The organism is Streptacidiphilus sp. EB103A, assembly GCF_041261405.1.
Classification (GTDB): Bacteria; Actinomycetota; Actinomycetes; order Streptomycetales; family Streptomycetaceae; genus Streptacidiphilus.
In genome coordinates this window covers 71,593-92,997 of the sequence record NZ_JBGCAQ010000011.1, presented here as the reverse complement: position 1 = coordinate 92,997, position 21,405 = coordinate 71,593, and the positions used below count along the sequence as shown (strand labels likewise).

General features: G+C 71.3%; 21 protein-coding genes. 9 read left to right on the top strand and 12 right to left on the bottom strand.

The window, feature by feature from the left end:
• Positions 1-35 precede the first annotated feature (35 nt).
• On the top strand, positions 36-1,070 hold the full coding sequence (locus ABH941_RS19450; protein WP_370130678.1) for a YihY/virulence factor BrkB family protein: 1,035 nt from the start codon (positions 36-38) through the stop codon (positions 1,068-1,070).
• A gap of 51 nt (positions 1,071-1,121) precedes the next feature.
• Positions 1,122-1,649 (top strand): YchJ family protein, encoded by a 528-nt coding sequence (locus ABH941_RS19445; RefSeq protein ID WP_370130676.1) that lies wholly within the window; start codon positions 1,122-1,124, stop codon positions 1,647-1,649.
• Between the two features lie 3 nt (positions 1,650-1,652).
• Here ABH941_RS19445 and ABH941_RS19440 read toward each other — a convergent pair whose 3' ends face one another.
• Positions 1,653-1,946: an SCO5918 family protein gene (locus tag ABH941_RS19440; RefSeq protein WP_134005015.1), complete on the bottom strand. Its 294-nt coding sequence runs from the start codon at positions 1,944-1,946 to the stop codon at positions 1,653-1,655.
• 308 nt (positions 1,947-2,254) lie between these two features.
• Here ABH941_RS19440 and ABH941_RS19435 point away from each other — a divergent pair, with 308 nt between their 5' ends.
• A complete protein-coding gene (locus ABH941_RS19435) occupies positions 2,255-2,458 on the top strand; it encodes a cold-shock protein (RefSeq protein ID WP_134005013.1) in 204 nt (67 codons plus the stop codon).
• Positions 2,459-2,537: 79 nt separating this feature from the next.
• Here the strand turns inward: ABH941_RS19435 and ABH941_RS19430 are convergent, their stop codons facing one another.
• The 9 genes from ABH941_RS19430 to ABH941_RS19390 are packed head-to-tail and all read right to left on the bottom strand — an operon-like array spanning position 2,538 to position 10,537.
• Positions 2,538-3,407, bottom strand: a complete 870-nt coding sequence (locus ABH941_RS19430; protein WP_370130675.1) for an amidohydrolase — start codon at positions 3,405-3,407, stop codon at positions 2,538-2,540.
• On the bottom strand, positions 3,404-3,715 hold the full coding sequence (locus ABH941_RS19425) for an L-rhamnose mutarotase (protein WP_134005009.1): 312 nt from the start codon (positions 3,713-3,715) through the stop codon (positions 3,404-3,406). Before ABH941_RS19425 ends, ABH941_RS19430 begins: the two co-directional genes overlap by 4 nt.
• Complete coding sequence (locus tag ABH941_RS19420) at positions 3,712-4,356, bottom strand: lactate utilization protein C (RefSeq protein ID WP_370130674.1); 645 nt, start codon at positions 4,354-4,356, stop codon at positions 3,712-3,714. The genes ABH941_RS19425 and ABH941_RS19420 overlap by 4 nt, the downstream gene beginning before the upstream one ends.
• Positions 4,353-5,837 carry a LutB/LldF family L-lactate oxidation iron-sulfur protein gene (locus ABH941_RS19415; protein WP_370130673.1) on the bottom strand — a complete coding sequence of 495 codons (1,485 nt, stop codon included), beginning with the start codon at positions 5,835-5,837 and terminating at the stop codon, positions 4,353-4,355. The genes ABH941_RS19420 and ABH941_RS19415 overlap by 4 nt, the downstream gene beginning before the upstream one ends.
• Positions 5,837-6,538 (bottom strand): (Fe-S)-binding protein, encoded by a 702-nt coding sequence (locus ABH941_RS19410; protein WP_370130671.1) that lies wholly within the window; start codon positions 6,536-6,538, stop codon positions 5,837-5,839. Before ABH941_RS19410 ends, ABH941_RS19415 begins: the two co-directional genes overlap by 1 nt.
• Complete coding sequence (locus tag ABH941_RS19405) at positions 6,538-7,497, bottom strand: aldo/keto reductase (RefSeq protein ID WP_370130669.1); 960 nt, start codon at positions 7,495-7,497, stop codon at positions 6,538-6,540. Before ABH941_RS19405 ends, ABH941_RS19410 begins: the two co-directional genes overlap by 1 nt.
• Before the next feature lie 36 nt (positions 7,498-7,533).
• Positions 7,534-8,292, bottom strand: a complete 759-nt coding sequence (locus ABH941_RS19400; protein WP_370130667.1) for an SDR family NAD(P)-dependent oxidoreductase — start codon at positions 8,290-8,292, stop codon at positions 7,534-7,536.
• On the bottom strand, positions 8,289-9,632 hold the full coding sequence (locus tag ABH941_RS19395) for an enolase C-terminal domain-like protein (protein WP_370130666.1): 1,344 nt from the start codon (positions 9,630-9,632) through the stop codon (positions 8,289-8,291). Before ABH941_RS19395 ends, ABH941_RS19400 begins: the two co-directional genes overlap by 4 nt.
• Positions 9,633-9,685: 53 nt before the next feature.
• Entirely contained in the window at positions 9,686-10,537 is an 852-nt protein-coding gene (locus ABH941_RS19390; RefSeq protein ID WP_370130664.1) for a fumarylacetoacetate hydrolase family protein, read from the bottom strand.
• Positions 10,538-10,879: 342 nt separating this feature from the next.
• Here ABH941_RS19390 and ABH941_RS19385 point away from each other — a divergent pair, with 342 nt between their 5' ends.
• From ABH941_RS19385 to ABH941_RS19370, 4 genes are all read left to right on the top strand, one after another.
• Positions 10,880-11,932: a sugar ABC transporter substrate-binding protein gene (locus ABH941_RS19385; RefSeq protein WP_370130662.1), complete on the top strand. Its 1,053-nt coding sequence runs from the start codon at positions 10,880-10,882 to the stop codon at positions 11,930-11,932.
• Between the two features lie 62 nt (positions 11,933-11,994).
• The gene (locus ABH941_RS19380) at positions 11,995-13,599 is read left to right on the top strand and encodes a sugar ABC transporter ATP-binding protein (RefSeq protein ID WP_370130660.1); all 1,605 of its coding nucleotides are present in this window, start codon (positions 11,995-11,997) and stop codon (positions 13,597-13,599) included.
• Positions 13,583-14,641 carry an ABC transporter permease gene (locus tag ABH941_RS19375; protein WP_370130659.1) on the top strand — a complete coding sequence of 353 codons (1,059 nt, stop codon included), beginning with the start codon at positions 13,583-13,585 and terminating at the stop codon, positions 14,639-14,641. Before ABH941_RS19380 ends, ABH941_RS19375 begins: the two co-directional genes overlap by 17 nt.
• 23 nt (positions 14,642-14,664) lie before the next feature.
• On the top strand, positions 14,665-15,360 hold the full coding sequence (locus tag ABH941_RS19370) for a FadR/GntR family transcriptional regulator (RefSeq protein ID WP_370130657.1): 696 nt from the start codon (positions 14,665-14,667) through the stop codon (positions 15,358-15,360).
• A gap of 5 nt (positions 15,361-15,365) precedes the next feature.
• On the opposite strand, the gene ABH941_RS19365 is transcribed toward ABH941_RS19370, so the two are convergent.
• Positions 15,366-16,001: an NAD(P)-dependent oxidoreductase gene (locus ABH941_RS19365; RefSeq protein WP_370130656.1), complete on the bottom strand. Its 636-nt coding sequence runs from the start codon at positions 15,999-16,001 to the stop codon at positions 15,366-15,368.
• A 509-nt stretch (positions 16,002-16,510) separates the two neighbouring features.
• Between ABH941_RS19365 and ABH941_RS19360 the strand changes: the two genes are divergently transcribed.
• Entirely contained in the window at positions 16,511-17,932 is a 1,422-nt protein-coding gene (locus ABH941_RS19360; protein WP_370130655.1) for a ricin-type beta-trefoil lectin domain protein, read from the top strand.
• Between the two features lie 64 nt (positions 17,933-17,996).
• Positions 17,997-20,210, top strand: a complete 2,214-nt coding sequence (locus tag ABH941_RS19355; protein ID WP_370130653.1) for an RICIN domain-containing protein — start codon at positions 17,997-17,999, stop codon at positions 20,208-20,210.
• Here the strand turns inward: ABH941_RS19355 and ABH941_RS19350 are convergent.
• Positions 20,197-21,279, bottom strand: a complete 1,083-nt coding sequence (locus ABH941_RS19350) for a sigma-70 family RNA polymerase sigma factor (protein WP_370130652.1) — start codon at positions 21,277-21,279, stop codon at positions 20,197-20,199. The two genes, ABH941_RS19355 and ABH941_RS19350, sit on opposite strands and share 14 nt — an antisense overlap.
• Positions 21,280-21,405 lie beyond the last annotated feature (126 nt).

The window sequence follows — 21,405 nt, the reverse complement described above, 5'->3', positions numbered from 1 at the left end:
GGTACGACGGGGACGGGGACAGGCGGAGACACGCGGTGAACATCTTCGAACGGGTACTGCACTCGGCGGACCGCGCCCAACAGCGGCGCCGCGTCCCGGGGTTCGTGGTCGGCGTGGTCAAGAAGTTCGGCGACGACCACGGCGGCCAGCTCGCCGTACTGATCACCTACTACGCCTTCGCGGCGGTGTTCCCGCTGCTTCTGCTGCTCACCACGGGACTTGGCTTCGTGCTGCACGGCAACCCCGCCGCACAGCGGGCCGTGCTGCACTCCGCCCTCGCCGACTTCCCCATCATCGGCAACCAGCTGCAGCAGAACGTGCACTCCCTGCAGGGCACCGGGGCCGCCGTCGCCATCGGCGCCGTCGGGCTGCTCTACGGCTCACTGGGGATGACCCAGATCCTGCAGTTCGCCATGGCGCAGGTGTGGAACATCCCCGACACCGAGCGCCCCGGCTTCTTCGACCGGATGGGGCGCGGGCTGCTGATGCTGGTGGCACTGGGCCTCGGATTGGCCCTCAGTACCGCCACGGCCGGGCTGGTCGGCTTCATCGCGCACGGCGCCCTGGCCTGGATCGGCGGGCTGCTCGGCTCGCTGGCCGTCAACAGCGGCCTCTATCTGGTCTGTTTCCGCATCCTGACCCCGGATGAGGTGACGCTCCGTCAACTCCTGCCGGGCTGCCTGGCCGCGGGTCCGGCCTGGACCGCGCTGCAGACCTTCGGCGGCATTCTGGTGGCCCATCAACTGCGGCACTCCACCCAGGTCTACGGCTTCTTCGGCACCGTCCTCGGGCTGGCCGCCTGGCTCCACCTCGCCGCACTGATCACCCTGTACGCGGCCGAGGCCAATGTGGTGCGAGCCCGCCAGCTGTGGCCCCGCGCGCTGATGAACGCGGCGCCGCTGACCCGGGCGGACCGGGAGGTGCTGGACGCCCTGGTGCGGCAGCAGGAACGGCGGCCGGGGCAGGAGGTGAGCATCGCCTTCGGCGATCAGCCGCCCGAGGCTCCGCCGCCTCGCAAAGCACCCCGGAATGCACCCCAGGAGGGTGCCGAGGGCCACCCCGGAGAGTGACCGGGTGCGGCTCGCGGCCCGACCGGGGTTCGGAGCGGGCACAATCGAGGGATGTCCCGACGCAGCAAGGCCCGCACCAGCAAGGCGCGCAGCAGTAACAGCACCACGGCGAAGACCGGCACGCGCAGAACGGCTGCCCCCGCAGCAACGTTTCCGCTCGACGCCGACTGCCCCTGCGGCTTCGGCAAGCCGTACGAGGAATGCTGCCGCCCCTTCCACGCCGCCACCGCGCCCGAGCCGGGCCGGGCCCCCGTGCCCGCCCCCGCCACCGCCGAGTTGCTGATGCGCTCCCGCTACAGCGCCTTCGCCGTCGGCGACACCGCCTATCTGCTGCGCAGCTGGCACTCCAGCACCCGGCCCGCAGCGCTGGCCCTCGATCCGGGGCAGCGCTGGCTGCGGCTGGAGGTGCTGGGCAGCAGCGAGGGCGGCCCGTTCCACCTCGCGGGCACGGTCGAGTTCCGGGCCCACTTCGCCGAGGGCGGCGAGGAGGGCGTGCTGCACGAGAACAGCAGGTTCATCCGCGAGGGGGGCGTGTGGGTCTATCTGGACGCGCAGCCGGACCCGTCGGCGTCCCGCTAGCGGTTACTGCCAGAGCTGCTCGGTACTGGGCTCGGGCTGGGCGACCGGGGCGGGCTCCGGCGCGGGTGCCGGGCTGCAGGTGAAGCCGAGCTTCTCCATCGCCCGGATGACGTCGGCGGCGCTGAAGTCGCGCCGGTCCTGCTTGGTGATCACGGCGCCGACCTGCTTGATCGGGTAGTTGCGCCGTCCGATCCGGACCGACTCGCCGGTGACCGGCTCGGCCTTGATGTCCTTCATCAGCGCGACGACCTCGTTCGCCTGGAGATAGAAGGAGCAGCCGGCGATGGTGACGCGCATCGTGCCTCGCAGTCGGGGGGAGGGATTCTCGGGGGACGGGGGTGGCGTCCGTACAGTCCAGCCTTGCACAGCCTGACCCGGACGGAAAGAACGGCTGCTTCGGCGCGGCGTGTGCTAGCTTTGAAGACGTTGCAGTTTTGGTGTTCCCATGAACGTTGTGTGCGCCTGGCGGGTTAACAGTAACCGCGGGCGCACTTTTGTTTTTCCGGCCTTTTGTGTCTTGTCGCAGCCGGAGCGGGGCGATCATCGCGGCGACTCGGACACCGCACAGTGCGGGGTCCGAACTCTGCCCCTGAAGGAGACAGATCATGGCCAGTGGAACCGTTAAGTGGTTCAACGCCGAAAAGGGCTTCGGCTTCATCGAGCAGGACGGCGGCGGCGCCGACGTCTTCGCCCACTACTCGAACATCAACGCCCAGGGCTTCCGCGAGCTCCTCGAGGGCCAGAAGGTCGAGTTCGACGTCACGCAGGGCCCCAAGGGCCCGCAGGCGGAGAACATCCGCCCGGTCTGATCGACTCGATCGACTGACAGGCTGATGCCGTGAGGGCCTCGCCGTCCGCGCCTCCTACTGGCTGCGGACGGCGGGGCCCTCACGCTGTCCGCAGCCGGTAGGCGCGCACCGCGGTGCCGCCCAGTACCGCCTCCCGCTCATCGCGGCCGAGCGCCGAGATGAGGTCGCGGGCGGTGTCCAGGACCCGTCCGTAGTCCGCCGCGAGGGTGCACACCGGCCAGTCCGAGCCGGCCATCAGCCGGCCGGGGCCGAAGGCGTCCAGCGCCGTCTCGGCGTAGGGACGCAGATCGGCGGTGGTCCAGCTCTGCCAGTCGGCCTCGGTGACCAGGCCGGAGAGCTTGGCGTGGACGTTGGGGCGCAGTGCCAGCTCGCGCAGCCGGCTCGCCCAGGGCTCCGTCTCCCCCGATCCGACCGGCGGCTTTCCCAGGTGGTCCAGGACGAGGGTGAGCCCGGGCAGCAGTTCGGCGGCCCGGGCGGCTGCCGGCAGCTGCTGCGGGAGCACCAGCAGGTCGTAGGCCAGACCCGCTGCGGCCACAGCGGCCAGGCCGCGCAGCACGTCGGGACGGATGAGCCAGTCGGGGTCGGGCTCGCCCTGCACCTGGTGCCGGATGCCGACCAGGTACCCGCCGCCCGGTCCTTCGCACAGCTCGGCAAGGGTGTCGGCGACGTCGGGAGCGGTCAGGTCGGTCCAGCCGACGACTCCGGCGACCAGCTCGCTGCCCGCCGCGAGCGCGAGGAATTCCGGGGTCTCCTCGGCCACCGTGACCGTCTGCACCAGCACAGTGGCGCCGACCCCGGCCGCCCGCGCCTGCGGTTCCAGCTCGGCCAGGGTGAAGTCACGGCGCAGCGGGGCGAGTTCGGGACCGGTGATCCAGTCCTGGTCGCGGACCGAGAGGTCCCAGACGTGGTGGTGGGCGTCCACGACGCCGAACGTGCCGTCCGGGCTCACAGTTGCCACACCACCGGCAGGACCGCCGAGCCGCCATCGGCCGAGTAGTCGTGGGCGACGTCCAGGAGTTCGGCCATCCTGGCCTGCCAGGCGATGTTCACCGGCAGCTGCTCCAGCGCCGCCAGCAGCGCAGGGTAGTCGGCGCAGTCCAGCAGGTGGAACAGGTCGGTGCCGCTGCGCCAGATCGTCCAGGAGCTGGCGCCGGCCGCGCGGATGGCGGCGGTGAGCTCGGCCGGGACCTCGCGGTGGGCCTGCTCGTAGGCCTCGATCCGGTCGGCGCGGACCCGGGTGTGCAGGGCGACCCTCATACGGTCGGCTCCGTTCCGACGAGGACGACGACGAGGGTGCGCGGCCCGTGCACACCCTCGACCCGGTCGAGTTCGATGTCGCTGGTGGCCGATGGTCCGGAGACGAAGGTCAGCGGACAGGCCGGGTCGAGCGCGGCGAGGGCCTCCGGCACATCGCCGACGATCTGCTCCTCGCGGACCACGCACAGGTGGTAGTCGGGCAGCAGGGTGAGCGCGCGGCGGCCCTGCCCCGGTCCGGTGTCCAGCACGATGGTGCCGGTGACCGCGATGCCGACCGCCGCGGTGGTCAACACCCCGTCCGCCGCGTCGAGTTCGGCGACCGTCAGGTGCGGGTCGTCGCCGAGCCGCTGCCAGGGGCCGTCCGGGAGGAACTCCTCGGGAAAGCCGGGCGGCACCACCAGGCTCCGCACCCCCCTGCGCCGCAGGGCGTCGCCGACGGCATGCTTCGCGTCCCCGGGGCCGGTCCGGACCACCTCGGCGCGGTAGTCGGCGACCCGGGCCGCGAACAGGCCGGTCGGGTCGGCCCCGGCATGGCTGGACAGGTAGTCCCGGACGACCAGGACGTCCTGCGGGGCCTCGTCGGCGGGGACGTCCGCGAGGGCGGCACGGATCCGTCCGAGCACGGTGTCGCGGGCGCTCATCTGCTCTCTCCTGAATGCGTCTCCGCTGGATGCGTGCGCTGCCACCAGGCACGGAAGGTCTCGGCCGGGGGCTGCGGGCTGTCCCGGGTGTCGGACCAGGCACGCAGCGGTCCCGGCAGCCGGCCGATGCGTCCCTTGCGGGCCAGCAGATGGCTGCCCAGCCGGGCCGTGCGCTGAGCGGCGGCCAGCCGGCGCGGGTTGGCCAGCGCGGCCGCTGCGGCCTTCATCACCAGCGCCTCGGGGGTCGGCGTGCGGCGGCCGCGGCGCTTGGCCTCGACCACCTCGGCCCGCAGATGGGCCAGCACCTCGGGGATGTTGATCTTCACCGGGCAGGCGTCGTAGCAGGCCCCGCACAGGGTGGAGGCGAACGGCAGCGACGGCGCCTTGTCGACCCCGGCCAGTTGCGGCGTGAGCACCGCGCCGATCGGCCCGGGGTAGACCGAGCCGTAGGCGTGGCCGCCGGTGCGCTCGTAGACCGGGCAGACGTTCAGGCAGGCCGAGCAGCGGATGCAGGCCAGCGCCTGGCGGCCGACGGTGTCGGCCAGGGTGGCGGTGCGGCCGTTGTCCAGCAGCACCAGATGGAAGTCCTGCGGGCCGTCGCCGGGGGTGCGGCCGGTCCAGGTGGAGGTGTAGGGGTTCATCCGCTCGCCGGTGGAGCTGCGTGGCAGCAGTTGCAGGAACACCTCCAGGTCCGACCAGGCGGGCAGCACCTTCTCGATGCCCATCACGGTGATCAGGGTCTGCGGCAGGGTCAGACACATCCGGCCGTTGCCCTCGGACTCCACCACCCCCACCGTCCCGGTCTCGGCGATCGCGAAGTTGGCCCCGGAGACGGCTACCCGGGCCCGGAGGAACTTCTCCCGCAGGTGCAGCCTGGCCGCCTCGGCCAGCGCCCGCGGTTCGTCGGTGAGGCCCTCGGGGGCCGGGCGGCCCCAGGCGGCCATCTCGCGCTGGAAGATGCCCCGGATCTCGCCGCGGTTGCGGTGGATCGCCGGAACCAGGATGTGCGAGGGCCGGTCCCGGCCCAACTGCACGATCAGCTCGGCCAGATCGGTCTCGTAGGCGGCGATCCCGGCCTCGGCGAGGGCCTCGTTGAGGCCGATCTCCTGGGTGGCCATCGACTTGACCTTGACCACCTCGTCCGCGCCCGCGGCCTGCACCAGGCCGGTGACGATCCGGTTGGCCTCGTCCGCGTCGGCGGCCCAGTGCACCGTGCCGCCGGCCCTGGTCACCGACTCCTCCAACTCGACCAGATAGCGGTCGAGATGACGGAGGGTCCGACGCTTGAGCGCGGCCCCGGCCTCGCGCAGCTGCTCCCAGTCGCCCAGTTCGCCGGTCACCGCGAGGCGCTTGTCGCGGATGGTGCCGGTGGCCTTGCGGAGATTGCCGCGCAGCTGGGTGTCGGCGAGGGCGGTCCTGGCGGCCTCGGGGAAGGCCGGGGTGTCCAGCCAGATCAGGCCGTCGCCGGTGCCGGTCGTCATCAGGCGTCTCCTTCCGTCGCGGCGAGGATCTCGGCCAGGTGCAGCGTCCGCACGCCCGAACGGAGCCGTGAGAGCCCGCCACCGATGTGCATCAGGCAGGAGTTGTCGGCGGCGGAGAGCACCTCGGCGCCGGTCCCGAGTACGCAGTCGGCCTTGTCGGCGAGCATCGCCGCCGACGTCCCGGCGTTCTTGAGGGCGAAGGTGCCGCCGAAGCCGCAGCAGGAGTCGGCGGCGGGGAGCTCGACCAGGTCGATGCCCTTGACCGCGCGCAGCAGCCGCAGCGGCTTGTCCCCCACTCGCAGCATCCGCAGCGAGTGGCAGGTGGGGTGGTAGGTCACCCGGTGCGGGAAGTACGCGCCCACGTCGGTCACCCCGAGCACGTCCACCAGGAACTCCGAGAGCTCGTACACCCGCGGCGGCCGCTGACCGGTCAGCAGCTCGTGACTGTCGCGCACCATGCCGGTGCAGGAGGCCGAGGGGCTGACCACGGCGTCGTAGCCGGCGAACACCTCGCTGAAGCGGCGGGCCAGCGGGGTCGCCTCGGGGCGGTAGCCGGTGTTGAAGTGCATCTGCCCGCAGCAGGTCTGGTCGAGCGGGAACTCCACGGTGTGCCCCAGCCGCTCCAGCAGCCGCACCACCGCCTTCCCCGTGTCCGGGTACAGCGTGTCGTTGAAGCAGGTAATGAACAGGGCCACCCGCATCAGCGCACCCCCTCCGACTCGGCGAGGTCGACCCAGAGCGCCTCCGGGATCTCCCGCCGGTACTGCGCCAGCGCGTCCTGGACCTGGGCCGCGTCGCGCAGGCCGAGCAGCACTCCGGCGACTGCGGGCTGCCGCAGCGGGTAGCGGGCGGCGGCGGCGCGCAGCGGGACGCCGTGCCGCTCGCACACCTGCTGCAGCCGCAGCGCCCGGCTCAGCAGTTCGTCCGGGGCGGCGGCGTAGTCGTAGGTGGCGCCGGGCCGGGGGTCCGCCAGCAGGCCGGAGTTGAAGACTCCGCCGACGATCACGGAGACGCCGCGCCGGGCCGCCTCCGGCAGCAGTTCGTCCAGGCCGCTGTCGTCCAGCAGCGAGAGGCGCCCGGCGAGCAGCACCACGTCCAGGTCGGTCTCGCGGACGAACCTGGTCGGCAGCGCGGTCTGGTTCATGCCGACGCCGATGGCACCGACGACGCCCTCGGCGCGCAGGCGCTCCAGGGCCGGGTAGGCCTCGGTGAGGGCCTGTTCGGCGTGGTCGTCGGGGTCGTGGAGGAGGACGGTGTCGACGCGGTCCAGGCCCAGCCGGACCAGGCTCTGCTCCAGGCTGCGGCGGACCCCGTCGGCGCTGAAGTCCCAGACGCGGCGATGGCTGGCCGGGACGGCGAAGCCCTGGTCGTCCAGGCCGGTCGCGCCGGGGTTGGGCACCAGCAGCCGGCCGACCTTGGTGGAGACGGTGTACTCGGCGCGCGGACGGTCTCGCAGCGCCGCGCCCAGTCTGCGCTCGGACAGGCCGAGGCCGTAGTGCGGCGCGGTGTCGAAGGAGCGGATGCCCCCGTCCCAGGCCGCCGCGACGGCCTCGGCCGCGTCCTGCTCGCTGACCTCGGTGAACAGGCTGCCGATTCCGGCCGCGCCGAAGGACAGCTCGGTCACCTCGGTCTTGCTGCGGCCCAGCGGGTGCGTTCGCATCGTCCCTGCTCTCCTGCTCTCTTGTTGCGGTGGTTCTCAGTTGTCGGCGGGCGGCCGGAGGCGCAGGCCCTGCATACCACCGTCGACGGCCAGCGCGGTACCGGTGACGGATCCGGCGGCCGGGCTGAGCAGGTAGGCGATGGCGGCGGCCACCTCCTCCGCGGTGACCAGCCGGCCGTGCGGCTGACGGGCCATCAGCGCCGCCCGCTCGGCCGCCGGGTCCTCGGCGTCGTCGAGCAGCCTGCCGACCCAGGGGGTGTCCACGGTGCCGGGGTTGACGCAGTTCACCCGGACGCCCTCGCGGACGTGGTCGGCGGCCATGGCCAGGGTGAGCGAGAGCACCGCGCCCTTGCTCGCGCTGTACAGGGCGCGCTGCGGCAGCCCGGCGGTGGCGGCGATGCTGCAGGTGTTGACGATCGCGGCATGCGCCGAGGAGCGCAGGTAGGGCAGGGCGGCGCGGCTGGTGCGCACGATGCCGAGCACATTGACGTCCAGGACCCGGAGCCACTGCTCGTCGGGGTTGGACTCGACGGTGCCGGCCGCGCCGATGCCGGCGTTGTTGACCAGCAGATCGAGGCCGCCCAGCGCCTCGGCCGCCGCCGCGACGGCGGTCCGCACGGCCGCGTCGTCGGTGACGTCGGCGCTGAAGCCGGTCAGCTCCTTGGGCAGGCCGTGCGGCTCCCGGTCCAGCACGGCGACCGCCGCGCCTCGGTCGGCGAGCAGCAGCGCCGTCGCCAGACCGATGCCGGAGGACCCGCCGGTGACCAGGGCGCGCAGTCCGGAGAGTTCGCTCATACCGGCAGCTCCTGGGGTTCGTTGCGGAGGTCGGCGGCCCAGAAGCCGCCGTCGGGGTAGCTGTAGCGGAGGATCGACTCGGGGCGCATCTGGGCGGAGAAGCCGGGCCCGGTCGGGGCCAGGTAGCGGCCGCGCCGGATCTCGACCGGGGCGAGGAAGTGCTCGTGCAGATGGTCCACGTACTCGATGACGCGGTCCTCGGTGGTGCCGGTCAGCGCGACGAAGTCGAACATGGACAGGTGCTGGACCAGCTCGCACAGCCCCACCCCGCCGGCGTGCGGGCAGACCGGGACGCCGAACCTGGCCGCCAGCAGCAGGATCGCCAGGTTCTCGTTGACCCCGCCGACCCGGGCCGCGTCCAGCTGCAGCACGTCGATCGCCCCGGCCTGGAGCAGCTGCTTGAACACCACGCGGTTCTGCACATGCTCGCCGGTGGCCACCTTCACCGGGGCGACCGCGGCCCTGATCGCCGCGTGCCCGAGGACGTCGTCGGGGCTGGTGGGCTCCTCGATCCAGTACGGGTCGAACTCGCCCAGCGCCCGGGTCCATGCGACGGCCTCGTCGACGTTCCAGCGCTGGTTGGCGTCGACGGCCATCCTGATGTCCGGACCGACGGCCGCCCTGGCGGCGCGGCAGCGGCGGATGTCGTCGGCCAGGTCCGCGCCGACCTTCAGCTTGATCTGGGTGAAGCCGTCGGCCAGCGCCTGGTGGGCCAGCCGGGTCAGCTTCTCGTCGGAGTAGCCGAGCCAGCCCGGCGAGGTGGTGTAGGCGGGGTAGCCCTCGGCGCGCAGCACGGCTTCGCGCTCGGCGCGGCCGGCCCGGCCGCGGGTGAGCAGCTCCAGTGCCTCGGCGGGGGTGAGCGCGTCGGCGATGTAGCGGAAGTCGACCTGGCTGACCAGCCAGGCCGGGTCGGCGTCGGCGAGGAACTGCCACAGCGGCTTGCCCGCGGACTTGGCGGCGAGGTCCCAGACGGCGTTGACGACGGCGCCGATCGCCATGTGCATCACCCCCTTCTCGGGGCCGAGCCAGCGCAGCTGGCTGTCGCCGATCAGGGCGCGGGAGAGCGTCCCCGGGTCGGCGCACAGCTCGCTGACGGAGCGCCCGAGCACATGCGGGCGCAGCGCCTCGATCGCCGCGACCTGGACCTCGTTGCCGCGCCCGATGGTGAAGCTGAAGCCGTGGCCCTCCAGCCCGTCGCCGGCGTCGGTGCGCAGCACCAGGTAGGCGGCGGAGTAGTCGGGGTCGGGGTTCATCGCGTCCGAACCGTCCAACGACCGCGAGGTGGGGAAGCGGATGTCGTAGGTGTCGACGGCGATGACGCGCGCCGCTGCTGCGGGCATGCTGGGGCCTCTCGTGCTCGGGTCTCGGTGCGGGTCTCGATGTGGCGGCCGTCTCATGCCGGGACGAGGGACTGGCGCTGGCTGCCGAGACCGTCGATGGAGAGCTCCATGACGTCGCCGGGTCGCAGGTAGGGGTGGTCGGGCAGGCCGAGGGCGACTCCTGCCGGGGTCCCCGTGTTGATCACGTCGCCGGGCTCCAGCACCAGGTACTGGCTCAGGTAGTGGACGATGTGGGCGACGCTGAAGATCATGTTCTTGGTGCTGGACCGCTGCCGCTCGGTCCCGTTCACCGACAGCGCCAGTCCCAGGTCCTGGGGGTCGGCGACCTCGTCCGCGGTGACCAGCCAGGGGCCGAGCGGGTTGAAGGTCTCGCAGGACTTGCCCAGGTCCCACTGGCCCGAGTACTCCAGCTGGAACTCCCGCTCGGACACGTCGTTGCTGACGGCGTAGCCGGCGACGGCCTGCCGGGCCTCCTGCACCGAGTCCAGGTAGCGGGCCCGGCGGCCGATCACCACCGCCAGCTCCACCTCCCAGTCGGTCTTCACCGATCCCCTGGGGATCAGCACCTGGTCCTGCGGGCCGACGACCGTGCCCGGGTCCTTCATGAAGACCACCGGCCTGGGCGGGATCGCCGCGCCGGTCTCCTCGGCGTGGTCCCGGTAGTTGAGCCCGATGCAGACGACCTTCCCGGGCCGCGCGACCGGTGCGCCGGTGCGCAGTCCGGCGCCGTCCAGCACCGGCAGCGCTCCGGCCGCGGCCGCCGCCCGGACCCGCTCGACCCCGCCGCCGGCCAGGAAGGCTCCGTCGATGTCGGAGGTGAGGCCAGAGAGGTCCCGCAGCACGCCGTCCGCACCGAGGAGCGCCGGGCGCTCCTGACCGACCGGTCCTACGCGCATCAACTTCACGCTGTGTGCCCATTCTTGAGGTTCCATCAGGAAGCAGCGGAGGCGGGTTCTCCCGGCTCGGTCCGCGACTGCCGGGAACTCTACCCAGCCCCCGCCCTCCCCACAAGTATTCATCGGAGGACTCGCCCGAAATCGCCGGATCCCGACCTGGCAGCCCTGCATCGGAGCAGCAATTCTCCCGCCGATCCGGGGGTTTGTCCGCAGGTCCGAGGGTTTTCGGACGACAACCCTCCGGTTTCGCGAAAATTCATCGGAGGACACCCCTTGTCGCCCGCACTCCGGCACTCGTATTCTCCGTTGCGCCCAGCGCACACCCACCGCACAGGCAGAGAAGAGTGAGCAATGAAGCTCGCACGATCCCGCACCGCAGCCGCCGCAGCCACCGTCCTCGCCGTCGCCGCCCTCGCCACCGCCTGCAACCGGGGCAGCACCACCAGCGCCGCTTCCGGCGGCTCGGCGAAATCGCCGATAGGCATCGACCTGCCGCGCTCCGACTCGGACTTCTGGAACTCCTACGCCCAGTACGTCAACAAGGACATCACCGCCGCCGGCGCCGCCACCCTGCCGATCAGCAACTCGCAGAACGACATCACCAAGCTGGTCGCCAACGTCCAGGTCTTCGAGAACACCGGGGCCAAGGCCGTGGTGATGGCCCCGCAGGACACCGGGGCCATCGCCTCCACCCTGGACGCCCTCGCCGCCAAGAACATCCCGGTGGTGAGCGTCGACACCCGGCCCGACAAGGGCAAGGTCTACATGGTGGTCCGCGCCGACAACCGCGCCTACGGCACCAACGCCTGCCAGTTCCTGGGCAAGCAGCTGGCCGGCAAGGGCAAGGTCGCCGAGTTCGAGGGCGACCTCACCTCGATCAACGGCCGGGACCGCTCCGAGGCCTTCGCCGACTGCATGAAGCAGAACTTCCCCGGCATCACGTTCTATCCGCTGGTGACCAACTGGGACGGCTCGATCGCCTCCAGCAAGCTGCAGACCCTGCTCGCCCAGCACCCCGACATCAACGGCCTCTACATGCAGGCCGGCGGGGTGTTCCTGCAGCCCACCCTGGCCCTGCTGCAGCAGAAGGGCCTGCTCAAGCCGGCCGGCACCGCCGGACACATCACCATCATCTCCAACGACGGCATCCCGGCCGAGTTCGACGCCATCCGCAAGGGCCAGATCGACGCCACCATCTCCCAGCCCGCCGACCTCTACGCCAAGTACGCGCTGTACTACGCGGAGGCCGCGGTCCAGGGCAAGACCTTCGCGCCGGGCCCGACCGACCACGGCTCGACCATCATCCAGCTGCCCAACGGCCTGGAGGACCAGCTGCCGGCCCCGCTGGTGACCAAGGCGAACGTCGACGACAAGACGCTGTGGGGCAACAACATCGGCAAGTGACCGGCGCCTCGTCCACGGCGCCCGCGGCGCCGCAGCACCCCAGCGAAAGGACGGCAGTCCCCGTGCCGGACCCAGTGCCCCAACCAGACCTGGATTCAGAACCGGAGCTCGCGGCCCCCGTCGTGGAGGCCACCGGGATCTCCAAGCGCTACGGCGCCACCGTCGCCCTGCACCAGGCCCGGATCACCGTCCGGCCGGGCGAGTCGCACGCCCTGGTGGGCCGGAACGGGGCCGGCAAGTCGACGCTGGTCTCCGTCCTCACCGGAATGCAGCGCCCCGACAGCGGCAGCCTGCGCTTCCACGGCGAACCCGCCCCGGCCCTCGGCGACACCGACGCCTGGCGGGCCCGGGTGGCCTGCGTCTACCAGCACTCCACCATCCTCCCGGACCTGAGCGTCGCCGAGAATCTCTTCATCAATCGACAGAGCGCATCGGCCCCGCGTCCGATCCGCTGGAAGGAGCTGCGCCGCCGTGCCGCCACCCTCCTCACCGAGTACGGCGTCGACATCGACCCGTCCCGGCGGGCCCGGGAACTGACGGTGGAGCAGCGGCAGTTCGTGGAGATCGCCCGGGCGCTGTCCTTCGGCGCCCGGTTCATCGTCCTGGACGAGCCCACGGCCAAGCTGGACGCCAAGGGCATCGACCGGCTGTTCGGCAAGCTCCGCGAGCTCCAGCGGCGGGGCGTGGCCTTCCTGTTCATCTCGCACCACCTCGCCGAGGTGTTCGAGCTGTGCACCACGGTCACCGTCTACCGGGACGCCCGCCACATCCTCACCACCGAGGTGGCCGGGCTCAGCCCCGACGCCCTGGTGGAGGCGATGACCGGTGAGCAGTCGGCTCCGGCGGCCACCCCCGCCACCGCGGCCAGGGCGGCCAAGGGCGCCGAGCTCCTCCGGGTCACCGGCCTCACCCTGCCCGGCTCCTTCCAGGACATCAGCCTCAGCCTGCACGCCGGCGAGGTGCTCGGCCTGGCCGGCGGCGCGGCCAGCGGCAACGTCCGGCTCGGCGAGACCCTCGCCGGGCTGCACCGGGCCAGGTCCGGCCTGATCGAGGTCGCCGGGCGGACGGTGCGGGGCGGGGACGTGCCCTCCGCGCTGGCCGCCGGGGTCGGCCTGGTCCCCGAGGACCGCCGGGCTCAGGGCCTGGTGCTGCAGCGCAGCGTGGCGGAGAACGCCACCCTGACGGTCAGCGACCAGCTCGGCCCCTACGGCACCGTGCTGCCGTCGCGGACCAGGGCCTTCGCCCAGCGGATGGTCAAGGACCTGGACATCAAGACGCCGAGGTCGGACACTCCGGTCTCGGCGCTGTCCGGCGGCAACCAGCAGAAGGTGGTGGTGGCCAGGGCGCTGGCCACCGATCCGCAGGTCCTGGTGGCGATCCGGCCCACCAACGGGGTCGATGTGAAGTCCAAGGAGTTCCTGCTCGCCAGGATCCGCCGGGTGGCCGACGAGGGCCGGGCGGCGCTGGTGGTCTCCGACGAACTGGACGACCTGCGCGGCTGCGACCGGGTGGTGGCCATGTTCCACGGCGGGGTGGTCGCCGAGTTCGGTCCCAACTGGACCGACGAGCAGCTGGTCGCCGCCATGGAGGGCATGGCGGCCACGGCCGCTGCGAACCAGAGCGAGAACGAGCGCGAGAGGGAGAACGACGATGTCCAGCAGCAGTGACCTCGCCCCGCAGGCGGAGGCGGCCGCCACCGCACTGAGCGCGCCGGCCGCCGACCCGGGGTCCGCCCGGGACGGCTTCTCCTTCGCCCGCTACCGGGAGCTGTCGCTGATCCCGGTGCTGCTGGTGATGTGCGTGATCGGCTTCATCGTCTCGCCCGCGTTCCTGACCTCGGCCAATCTGCTCGGGGTGGCCCAGCAGGCGACCGAGCTGAGCCTGCTGGTGCTGGCCGAGGCGCTGATCCTGATCTCCGGCCGGATGGACCTGTCGCTGGAGTCGACCATCGGCGTCGCCCCGGTGATCGCGGTGTGGCTGGTGCTGCCCCAGCACGGCGGCCGCTTCCAGGGACTCGCCCTGCTGCCGACCTGGACCGCGATCCCGCTCTGCCTGGTGGTGGGCGCGCTGATCGGGGCGCTGAACGGATTTCTGATCCTGAAGCTGCGGCTGAACGGCTTCATCGTCACCCTCGGGGCGCTGACCATGCTCCGCGGGCTGCAGATCGCGGTCTCCCGGGGCCAGTCCATCGTGGAACTCCCGAGCTCCTTCACCTATCTGGGCCGGGCCTCCTGGCTGGGGGCGCCGGCCTCGATCTGGGTCTGCGCGCTGCTGTTCCTGGTCGGCGGCCTGGCCATGGGCTGGCTCAGGCACGGCCGGGCCCTGTACGCCATCGGCGGCAACACCGAGGCGGCCCGTACCGCCGGTATCAGGGTGGACCGGGCGGTGTGGTCGGTGCTGGTCATCGGAGGAGTGCTGGCCGCTTTCGCCGGTATCCTCTACACCGGCCACTACGGCTCGATCTCGGCGGACCAGGGCAGCGGATGGATCTTCCAGGTCTTCGCGGCGACGGTGATCGGCGGGGTCAGCCTCAACGGCGGCCGGGGCACCCTGTTCGGCGCGCTGACCGGGGTGCTCACCCTGCAGCTGGTCGTCAATGTGATGACCCTGGCCGGGGTGCCCCCGCTGTGGAACCAGTTCCTGAACGGCGCGATCATCATCCTCGCGCTGATCATCTCCCGCTTCGCCGCCGGCGAGCAGCAGGAGTAGCACCGACCGACCCGAGGAGTGCCATGGCCGTCACCGACGAGGCGATCGCCCGGATCAAGGAGATGATCGTCTCCGGCCTGCTGCCGGCCGGCGCACGGCTGCCGCGCGAGGAGGACCTGGCGGTCCAGCTCGGCATCTCCCGCAACTCGCTGCGCGAGGCGGTCAGGGCACTCACCGCGATGCGGATCCTGATCAGCAGGCAGGGCGACGGGACCTATGTCTCCAGCCTGGAGCCGCATCTGCTGCTGGAGGAGCTGTCCTTCGTCGCGGACGTCTCCCACGGCGACTCGGCCGCCCAACTGCTGGAGGTCAGACGGCTGCTGGAGCCGCAGGCGACCGCCCTGGCGGCGCACCGGATCACCGACCAGGGCCTGGCCGCGCTGCGGGTCATCCTGGAGAGCAGCATGAAGGCCGACAGCGTGGAGGCCTTCATCGAATGGGACATCGCCTTCCACCGGGCCATCGTCGACACCATCGGCAACCCGGTGCTGTCCCTGCTGCTGGACACCCTCTCCACGCACACCCAGCGGGTCCGCATCGTCCGCGGCGCCCACCTCGCCACCGCGCTGGAGTCGGTCCACCGCGAGCACGAGTCCATCCTGCGCGCCCTGGAGGCCCATGACGGCCAACTCGCAGCCTCCGCCGCCATGCTGCATGTCTCCGCGGTGGAGCAGTGGCTCCAGGCGCGCACCACCGACCTTCTGACCGGCGGTCAGTAGGGCAGTCAGTAGGCGATCCCCACCGCCTGCTTGAGGGTGGCCGGGTCGTCCAGGGCGGCGAGCATGGCGTGGGCCACGTCCGCCCGGGAGATCGACCAGCCCTTGGGCACCCCGGCGCCGATGATCCGCCGGTAGACCCCGGTCAGCGGGGCGTCCTTGAGCTGGGGCGGCCGGAACGCGGTCCACTCCAGGTCGCTGGCGACCAGCGCCGCCTCCATGTCGGCGAGGTCCGCGTAGACGTCCTTGAGGACCCGGCGGACCATCGGGGTGGCGACGTAGCGCATCAGCAGCGCGTCGTGCTCCGGGATCGGGAAGAGCGGCGCGGCGCTGATCACCACGATGCGCCGCACCTCGGCGGCGTCCATGGCCTGGATGATCGCCCCGGTGGCGGCCCCGGCGATGCCGGCCTGCTTGCGCCCGCGCGGCCCGAGGCCGGACAGCACCGCGTCCCGCCCGGTGAGGTGCGGGATCAGCGCCCAGGCGTCGGTGACGTCGGCGGTGACGATCCGGAGCCCGGGGTCGACCAGCGGCAGCCTGGCCTTCTCCCGGACCACGGCGGTGACCTCGTGCCCGGCGTCCAGGGCCTGTCGGACGATCTGTCCGCCGACCCCGCCGGTGGCGCCGAAGACGGTGAGTTTCACTTGGCTTCTCCTCGGGATGTCCAGGCACGACGGTCACTGACCACGGGTTCACGTGGGGCTACGGGGGGTCGCCCCCCGAAAGGTTGGAGCACGGCATCTCCTCGGTTGGTGAGCACTCACTCCTCTGACGCCCGGGCCGCGGAGAGTGTGACCGCCAGGACCGCCACGACCGCCGCCCCGCTGTGCTCAAGCGTTGATCACTGGAAATGAGAGCGCTCTCAATACCTCTTGACGGACAATCAGCGGTCGTCCTGCTGGTAAAACTTCCCAACACCTGCACTGAGCTGGGCGGATACCCGTTACAACGGTCGGCTTTCCGATCCAAATTGGCCCAGACCATTGACGTGGCCATGTGACATGAGTTCAATCATGCTCTGAGCACAGTCGCTGAGAGAGCGCTCACTGAGTTCACTTCCTGAACGTTTGGCCCGCCCGGGCAGACACCCCCACCATCCTCGGGCGCGCACCCCCACTGTCCCCAGGAGGACACCCCCATGCTCAGGTTCAGCATGCCCAGAACCCGATCAGCCGTCACCGCCGCGCTCGTCCCGCTGGCCGCAGCGGGACTGGTGCTCAGCGGCAGCGGCGCCGCCCACGCGGCCGCCAACGCCGGCCCCGGCTTCCCGGCGCACTACGCCGCGCCCTACGTGGAGACCTGGAACTCCCCCTCCGCCATGGCCTCCGCCGAGTCCGCCACCGGCCTCAAGTACTTCACCCTGGCGTTCGTCATCGCCGGCAGTGGCTGTACGCCGACCTTCAACGGCAGCACGTCCATCTCCGACGCCGGCTGGACCAGCGCCATCAACACCCTGCGTGCCTCCGGCGGCGACGTCATCGCCTCCTTCGGCGGAGCGTCGGGAACCGAGCTGGCCCAGGCCTGCACCTCGGTCTCCTCGCTGCAGGCCGCGTACAAGACCGTCATCGACACCCTCAACCTGACCCGGGTCGACCTGGACGTCGAGGGCTCGGCGCTGGACGACACCGCCGCCAACGACCGCCGCAACCAGGCGCTGGCCAACCTGCAGACCCAGTACGCCGCAGCGGGCAAGACGCTCTCCGTCGACTACACCCTCCCGGTCGACCCGACCGGCCTGCTGTCCAACTCGCTCAGCCTGCTGAACAACGCGAAGAGCCACAACCTCAACGTCAACCTGGTCAACATCATGACCATGGACTACGGGCCCAACGAGGACATGGGCGCGGCCGCGATCAGCGCCGCCAACGCGCTGCACGGCCAGCTCGGCGCGATCTGGACCAGCAAGACCTCCGCCCAGCTCTGGGCCATGGAGGGCAACACCCCGATGCTCGGCGTCAACGACTCCACCAACGAGGTGTTCAGCACCTCCAACGGGTCCAGCCTGGAGAGCTTCGCCGCCTCCAACGGCATCCAGGAGCTGTCCTACTGGTCGCTGGGCCGCGACAAGGCCTGCGCCGTGCTCGGCACCTACTCCGACACCTGCAGCGGCACCGCGCAGAGCACGTACCAGTTCGCGAGCATCTTCAACGCCCTGACCAGCGGCAGCACCGGCGGTGGCGGCGGCACGACGCCGACCGGCGCGATCACCGGCTACGGCGGCAAGTGCGTGGACGTCGCCGGCGCCAGCAGCACCAACGGCACCGCCGTCCAGCTCTACGACTGCAACGGCACCAGCGCGCAGAGCTGGACCGTCGCCTCCAACGGCTCGCTGCAGGCCCTCGGCAAGTGCATGGACCTCACCTCGGCCGGCACCGCCAACGGCACCCAGGTCCAGCTCTACGACTGCAACGGCACCGGCGCCCAGCAGTGGCAGCACCAGAGCAACGGCGAACTGGTCAACCCGGCCTCGGGCAAGTGCCTGGACGCCACCGGCCCCAGCTCGGCCAACGGCACCCGGCTGCAGATCTGGACCTGCGCCGACAGCGCCAACCAGCAGTGGACCCTGCCGAGCTGACACCGTCCGTCCGAACTCGTACGCCTGAACTCGTCGTCACCCTGACGACCGCATGGAGGCACCCATGAGAACAGCCCAGAAAGCGCGTGCGGCGATCGCCGCGTCAGCGCTGGTCGCCGGCGGCCTGACCGTCGCGCTCGTCCCGTCCGCGACAGCGGCATCGGCAGCCGTCACCTCGGGGACGACCTACACCGTCACCAACGTGAACAGCGGCAAGTGCGTCGACGCCGCTGCCGCCGCCACCGCCAACGGCACCGCCGTCCAGCAGTACACCTGCAACGGCACCACCGCCCAGCAGTGGGTCTTCACCGCCACCAGCGGCGGCTACTACCAGGTCGGCACCGCCAACAGCTCCGCGCAGGCGTGGGACGTCACCAATGTCTCCACCGCCGACAGCGCGTTGATCCAGCTGTGGGCCTACGGCGGCGGCAACAACCAGCAGTGGCTCCCGGTCGTCGAGGCCAGCGGCAGCTACCACTTCGTGAACCGCAACAGCGGCAAGTGCCTGGACACCCCGTCGGCCTCCACCGCCGACGCCGTCCAGTTGCAGCAGTACACCTGCAACGGCACCGCCGCCCAGTCGTTCAACCTCTCCACCACCGCCGGTGGCGGGACGACCACCCCGCCGGCCGGCACCCCGGACTTTGGCTCCAATGTGCTGACCTTCGACCCGTCGGAGTCCAGCGCCACCATCCAGAGCCAGATCAACGCGGTCTACAACACCCAGCAGAGCAACCAGTTCGGCACCCAGCGCTACGCCCTGCTGTTCAAGCCCGGCTCGTACAACGTCAGCGTCCCGGTGGGCTTCTATACCCAGGTGCTCGGCCTCGGCCAGAACCCCAACCAGGTCACCATCACCGGCGGCGGCGTCAACGCCGACGCCCAGTGGTTCAGCGGCAACGCCACCCAGAACTTCTGGCGCTCCGTCGAGAACCTCACCGACAGCCCGTCCAGCGGGACGGTGAAGTGGGCCGTCTCGCAGGCCTCGCCGATGCGCCGGGTGCACGTCACCGGCAACATGGTGCTGGACGACAACGGCGGCTGGTCCAGCGGCGGTTCGCTGAGCGACTCGCAGATCAACGGGCAGGTCAACTCCGGCAGCCAGCAGCAGTGGCTGTCGCGCAATAGCTCGTGGGGCAGCTGGACCGGTTCCAACTGGAACATGGTCTTCGTCGGCGACACCAACGCGCCCTCCAACAGCTTCCCCAGCCCGCCCTACACCACGGTGGCGCAGACCCCGACCATCGCCGAGAAGCCGTACCTCTACGTCGACTCCTCCGGCAACTACCAGGTCTTCGTCCCCGGCGACCGGACCAACAGCAGCGGCAGCACCTGGTCCGCCACCGGCAACACCGCCGGCACCTCGCTGCCGATCAGCCAGTTCTACATCGCCAAGCCGACCGACACCGCGGCGACCATCAACGCGGCGCTGACGGCAGGTCAGAACCTGCTGTTCACCCCGGGCGTCTACCACCTCACCGACACCATCAGGGTGACCCGGGCCGACACCGTCGTGCTGGGCCTCGGCCTGGCCACGCTGGAGGCCGACAACGGCGTCACCGCGATGTCCACCGCCGACGTCAGCGGCGTCCGCATCGGCGGGCTGCTGTTCGACGCCGGGACCACCAACTCGCCGGTGCTGCTGCAGGTCGGCCCGACCGGATCGAGCGCCGACCACAGCGCCGACCCGACCGTGCTGTCCGACGTCTTCGCCCGCATCGGCGGCGCGGCCGTCGGCAAGGCGACCGTCAGCGTGCAGGTCAACAGCAACAACGTGATCGGCGACGACTTCTGGCTGTGGCGCGCCGACCACGGCAGCGGCGTCGGCTGGACCTCCAACACCGCGCAGAACGGCCTGGTCGTCAACGGCGCCAACGTCACCATGTACGGGCTGGCCGCCGAGCACTACCAGCAGTACGCGGTGCTGTGGAACGGCAACGGGGGCAGGACCTACTTCCTGCAGAACGAGCTCCCCTACGACCCGCCGAACCAGGCAAGCTGGATGAACGGCAGCACCAACGGCTACGCCGCCTACAAGGTGGCCGCCGGGGTCACCAGCCATGAGGCCTGGGGGCTGGGCGTGTACTGCTACTTCAGCACCAACTCCTCGGTCGTGGGCGACCACGCCATCGAGGTGCCGCAGGTCTCCGGGGTGAAGCTGCACGACATGGTCACCGTGGCGCTCGGCGGCGTCGGGACCATCAGCCATATCGTCAACAGCACCGGAGGCCCGTCCAACTCCTCCAACAACGTGGCGGACCTGGTCAGCTACCCGTAGCAGACGCCCGGTCCACCTCACAGCTCCGCCCCGCCAGGGTCCGCTCCCCGGCGGGGCGGACCCGTTCCAGGCCGAAGACCGGAAACAGCGACAGGTCCTGGAAGGCGCTGATCCGGCTCACCGCGCCGCCGTCCTGATCCAGCGTCAGCACCTGGATCGAGTGCGCGTGCAGCGCACCGTCCGCCTCCAGCCGGTAGGTCGCCAGTGCCGGCTGCCCGTTGGCGGCGGTCTGCACGGCCCGGATCCGCCCCGAGGTGATCAGGACCCGGGTGGACAGGAACCGCACGGCGGCGTCCCGTCCGCTGAACCAGTCCGGGTGCGGCGGCATCTCCAGCACGACGTCCTGCGCCAGCAGCCTGCTGATCGCGCCCATGTCCCCGGCCTCGAACGCGGCGGCATAGCGGTCCAGCAGCGCCCGACGGCGCGGATCGCGCGGCTCCCGCACCGTCTCCTCCGCGAGCGCGGCCTGGTCGATCTGGGCACGGGCCCGCTGCAGCAGGCTGTTGACGGCGAAGACCGACACCCCCAGCAGCTCGGCCACCTCGGCCGCCCGCCAGTCCAGCACCTCACGCAGGATCAGCACCGCCCGCTGACGCGGCGGCAGATACTGCAGCGCCGCCACCAACGCCAACCGCACCCCGGCGCGTGACGCGACGACAGCGGCGGGGTCGGCGGGATCGCTCCCGTTCCCGGGCCCGGCCCCGAACCCGAGCAGCGCGTCCGGGATCGGCTGCAGCCAGGGCACCTCCGGCAGCGGCCGCCGCAACGGCCCCTCCAGCGCGCCGTTGGCCGTCGTCCCCAGCCCCGACGGCATCGGCCGCCGACTGCGGCCCTCCAGGGCGCGCAGACAGGCGTTGGTCGCGATCCGGTACAGCCAGGTCCGCAGCGACGACCGGCCCTCGAAACGCCCGAACGAGTTCCAGGCCCGCAGCATGGTCTCCTGCAGCAGGTCCTCGGCATCGTGCACCGAGCCCAGCATCCGGTAGCAGTGGGCCAGCAGCTCCCGCCGGAACGGATCGGTGAGCCGGACGAAGTCCTCGCTGCGCTCCACGGTGTCCGCCATCGCCATCCCCGCTCCTCGGTTGCTTTCAGTGTGTCGTGTCGTGTCGTGTCGCCTCTCGATGAGTACTGATCCGCGCGATGAGCGGAACTCATCGGTGAATCCGGTCGGCGCCCCGGATCGGTACCGGGTGAT

Bases quoted from the DNA above. Each gene is read 5' to 3' on its own strand.
- ABH941_RS19445 (WP_370130676.1), top strand. From the start codon at position 1,122: ATGTCCCGACGCAGCAAGGCCCGCACCAGCAAGGCGCGCAGCAGTAAC.
- ABH941_RS19440 (WP_134005015.1), bottom strand. From the start codon at position 1,946: ATGCGCGTCACCATCGCCGGCTGCTCCTTCTATCTCCAGGCGAACGAG.
- ABH941_RS19435 (WP_134005013.1), top strand. From the start codon at position 2,255: ATGGCCAGTGGAACCGTTAAGTGGTTCAACGCCGAAAAGGGCTTCGGC.
- ABH941_RS19425 (WP_134005009.1), bottom strand. From the start codon at position 3,715: ATGAGGGTCGCCCTGCACACCCGGGTCCGCGCCGACCGGATCGAGGCC.
- ABH941_RS19420 (WP_370130674.1), bottom strand. From the start codon at position 4,356: ATGAGCGCCCGCGACACCGTGCTCGGACGGATCCGTGCCGCCCTCGCG.
- ABH941_RS19415 (WP_370130673.1), bottom strand. From the start codon at position 5,837: ATGACGACCGGCACCGGCGACGGCCTGATCTGGCTGGACACCCCGGCC.
- ABH941_RS19410 (WP_370130671.1), bottom strand. From the start codon at position 6,538: ATGCGGGTGGCCCTGTTCATTACCTGCTTCAACGACACGCTGTACCCG.
- ABH941_RS19405 (WP_370130669.1), bottom strand. From the start codon at position 7,497: ATGCGAACGCACCCGCTGGGCCGCAGCAAGACCGAGGTGACCGAGCTG.
- ABH941_RS19400 (WP_370130667.1), bottom strand. From the start codon at position 8,292: ATGAGCGAACTCTCCGGACTGCGCGCCCTGGTCACCGGCGGGTCCTCC.
- ABH941_RS19395 (WP_370130666.1), bottom strand. From the start codon at position 9,632: ATGCCCGCAGCAGCGGCGCGCGTCATCGCCGTCGACACCTACGACATC.
- ABH941_RS19385 (WP_370130662.1), top strand. From the start codon at position 10,880: ATGAAGCTCGCACGATCCCGCACCGCAGCCGCCGCAGCCACCGTCCTC.
- ABH941_RS19375 (WP_370130659.1), top strand. From the start codon at position 13,583: ATGTCCAGCAGCAGTGACCTCGCCCCGCAGGCGGAGGCGGCCGCCACC.
- ABH941_RS19370 (WP_370130657.1), top strand. From the start codon at position 14,665: ATGGCCGTCACCGACGAGGCGATCGCCCGGATCAAGGAGATGATCGTC.
- ABH941_RS19360 (WP_370130655.1), top strand. From the start codon at position 16,511: ATGCCCAGAACCCGATCAGCCGTCACCGCCGCGCTCGTCCCGCTGGCC.
- ABH941_RS19355 (WP_370130653.1), top strand. From the start codon at position 17,997: ATGAGAACAGCCCAGAAAGCGCGTGCGGCGATCGCCGCGTCAGCGCTG.
- ABH941_RS19350 (WP_370130652.1), bottom strand. From the start codon at position 21,279: ATGGCGATGGCGGACACCGTGGAGCGCAGCGAGGACTTCGTCCGGCTC.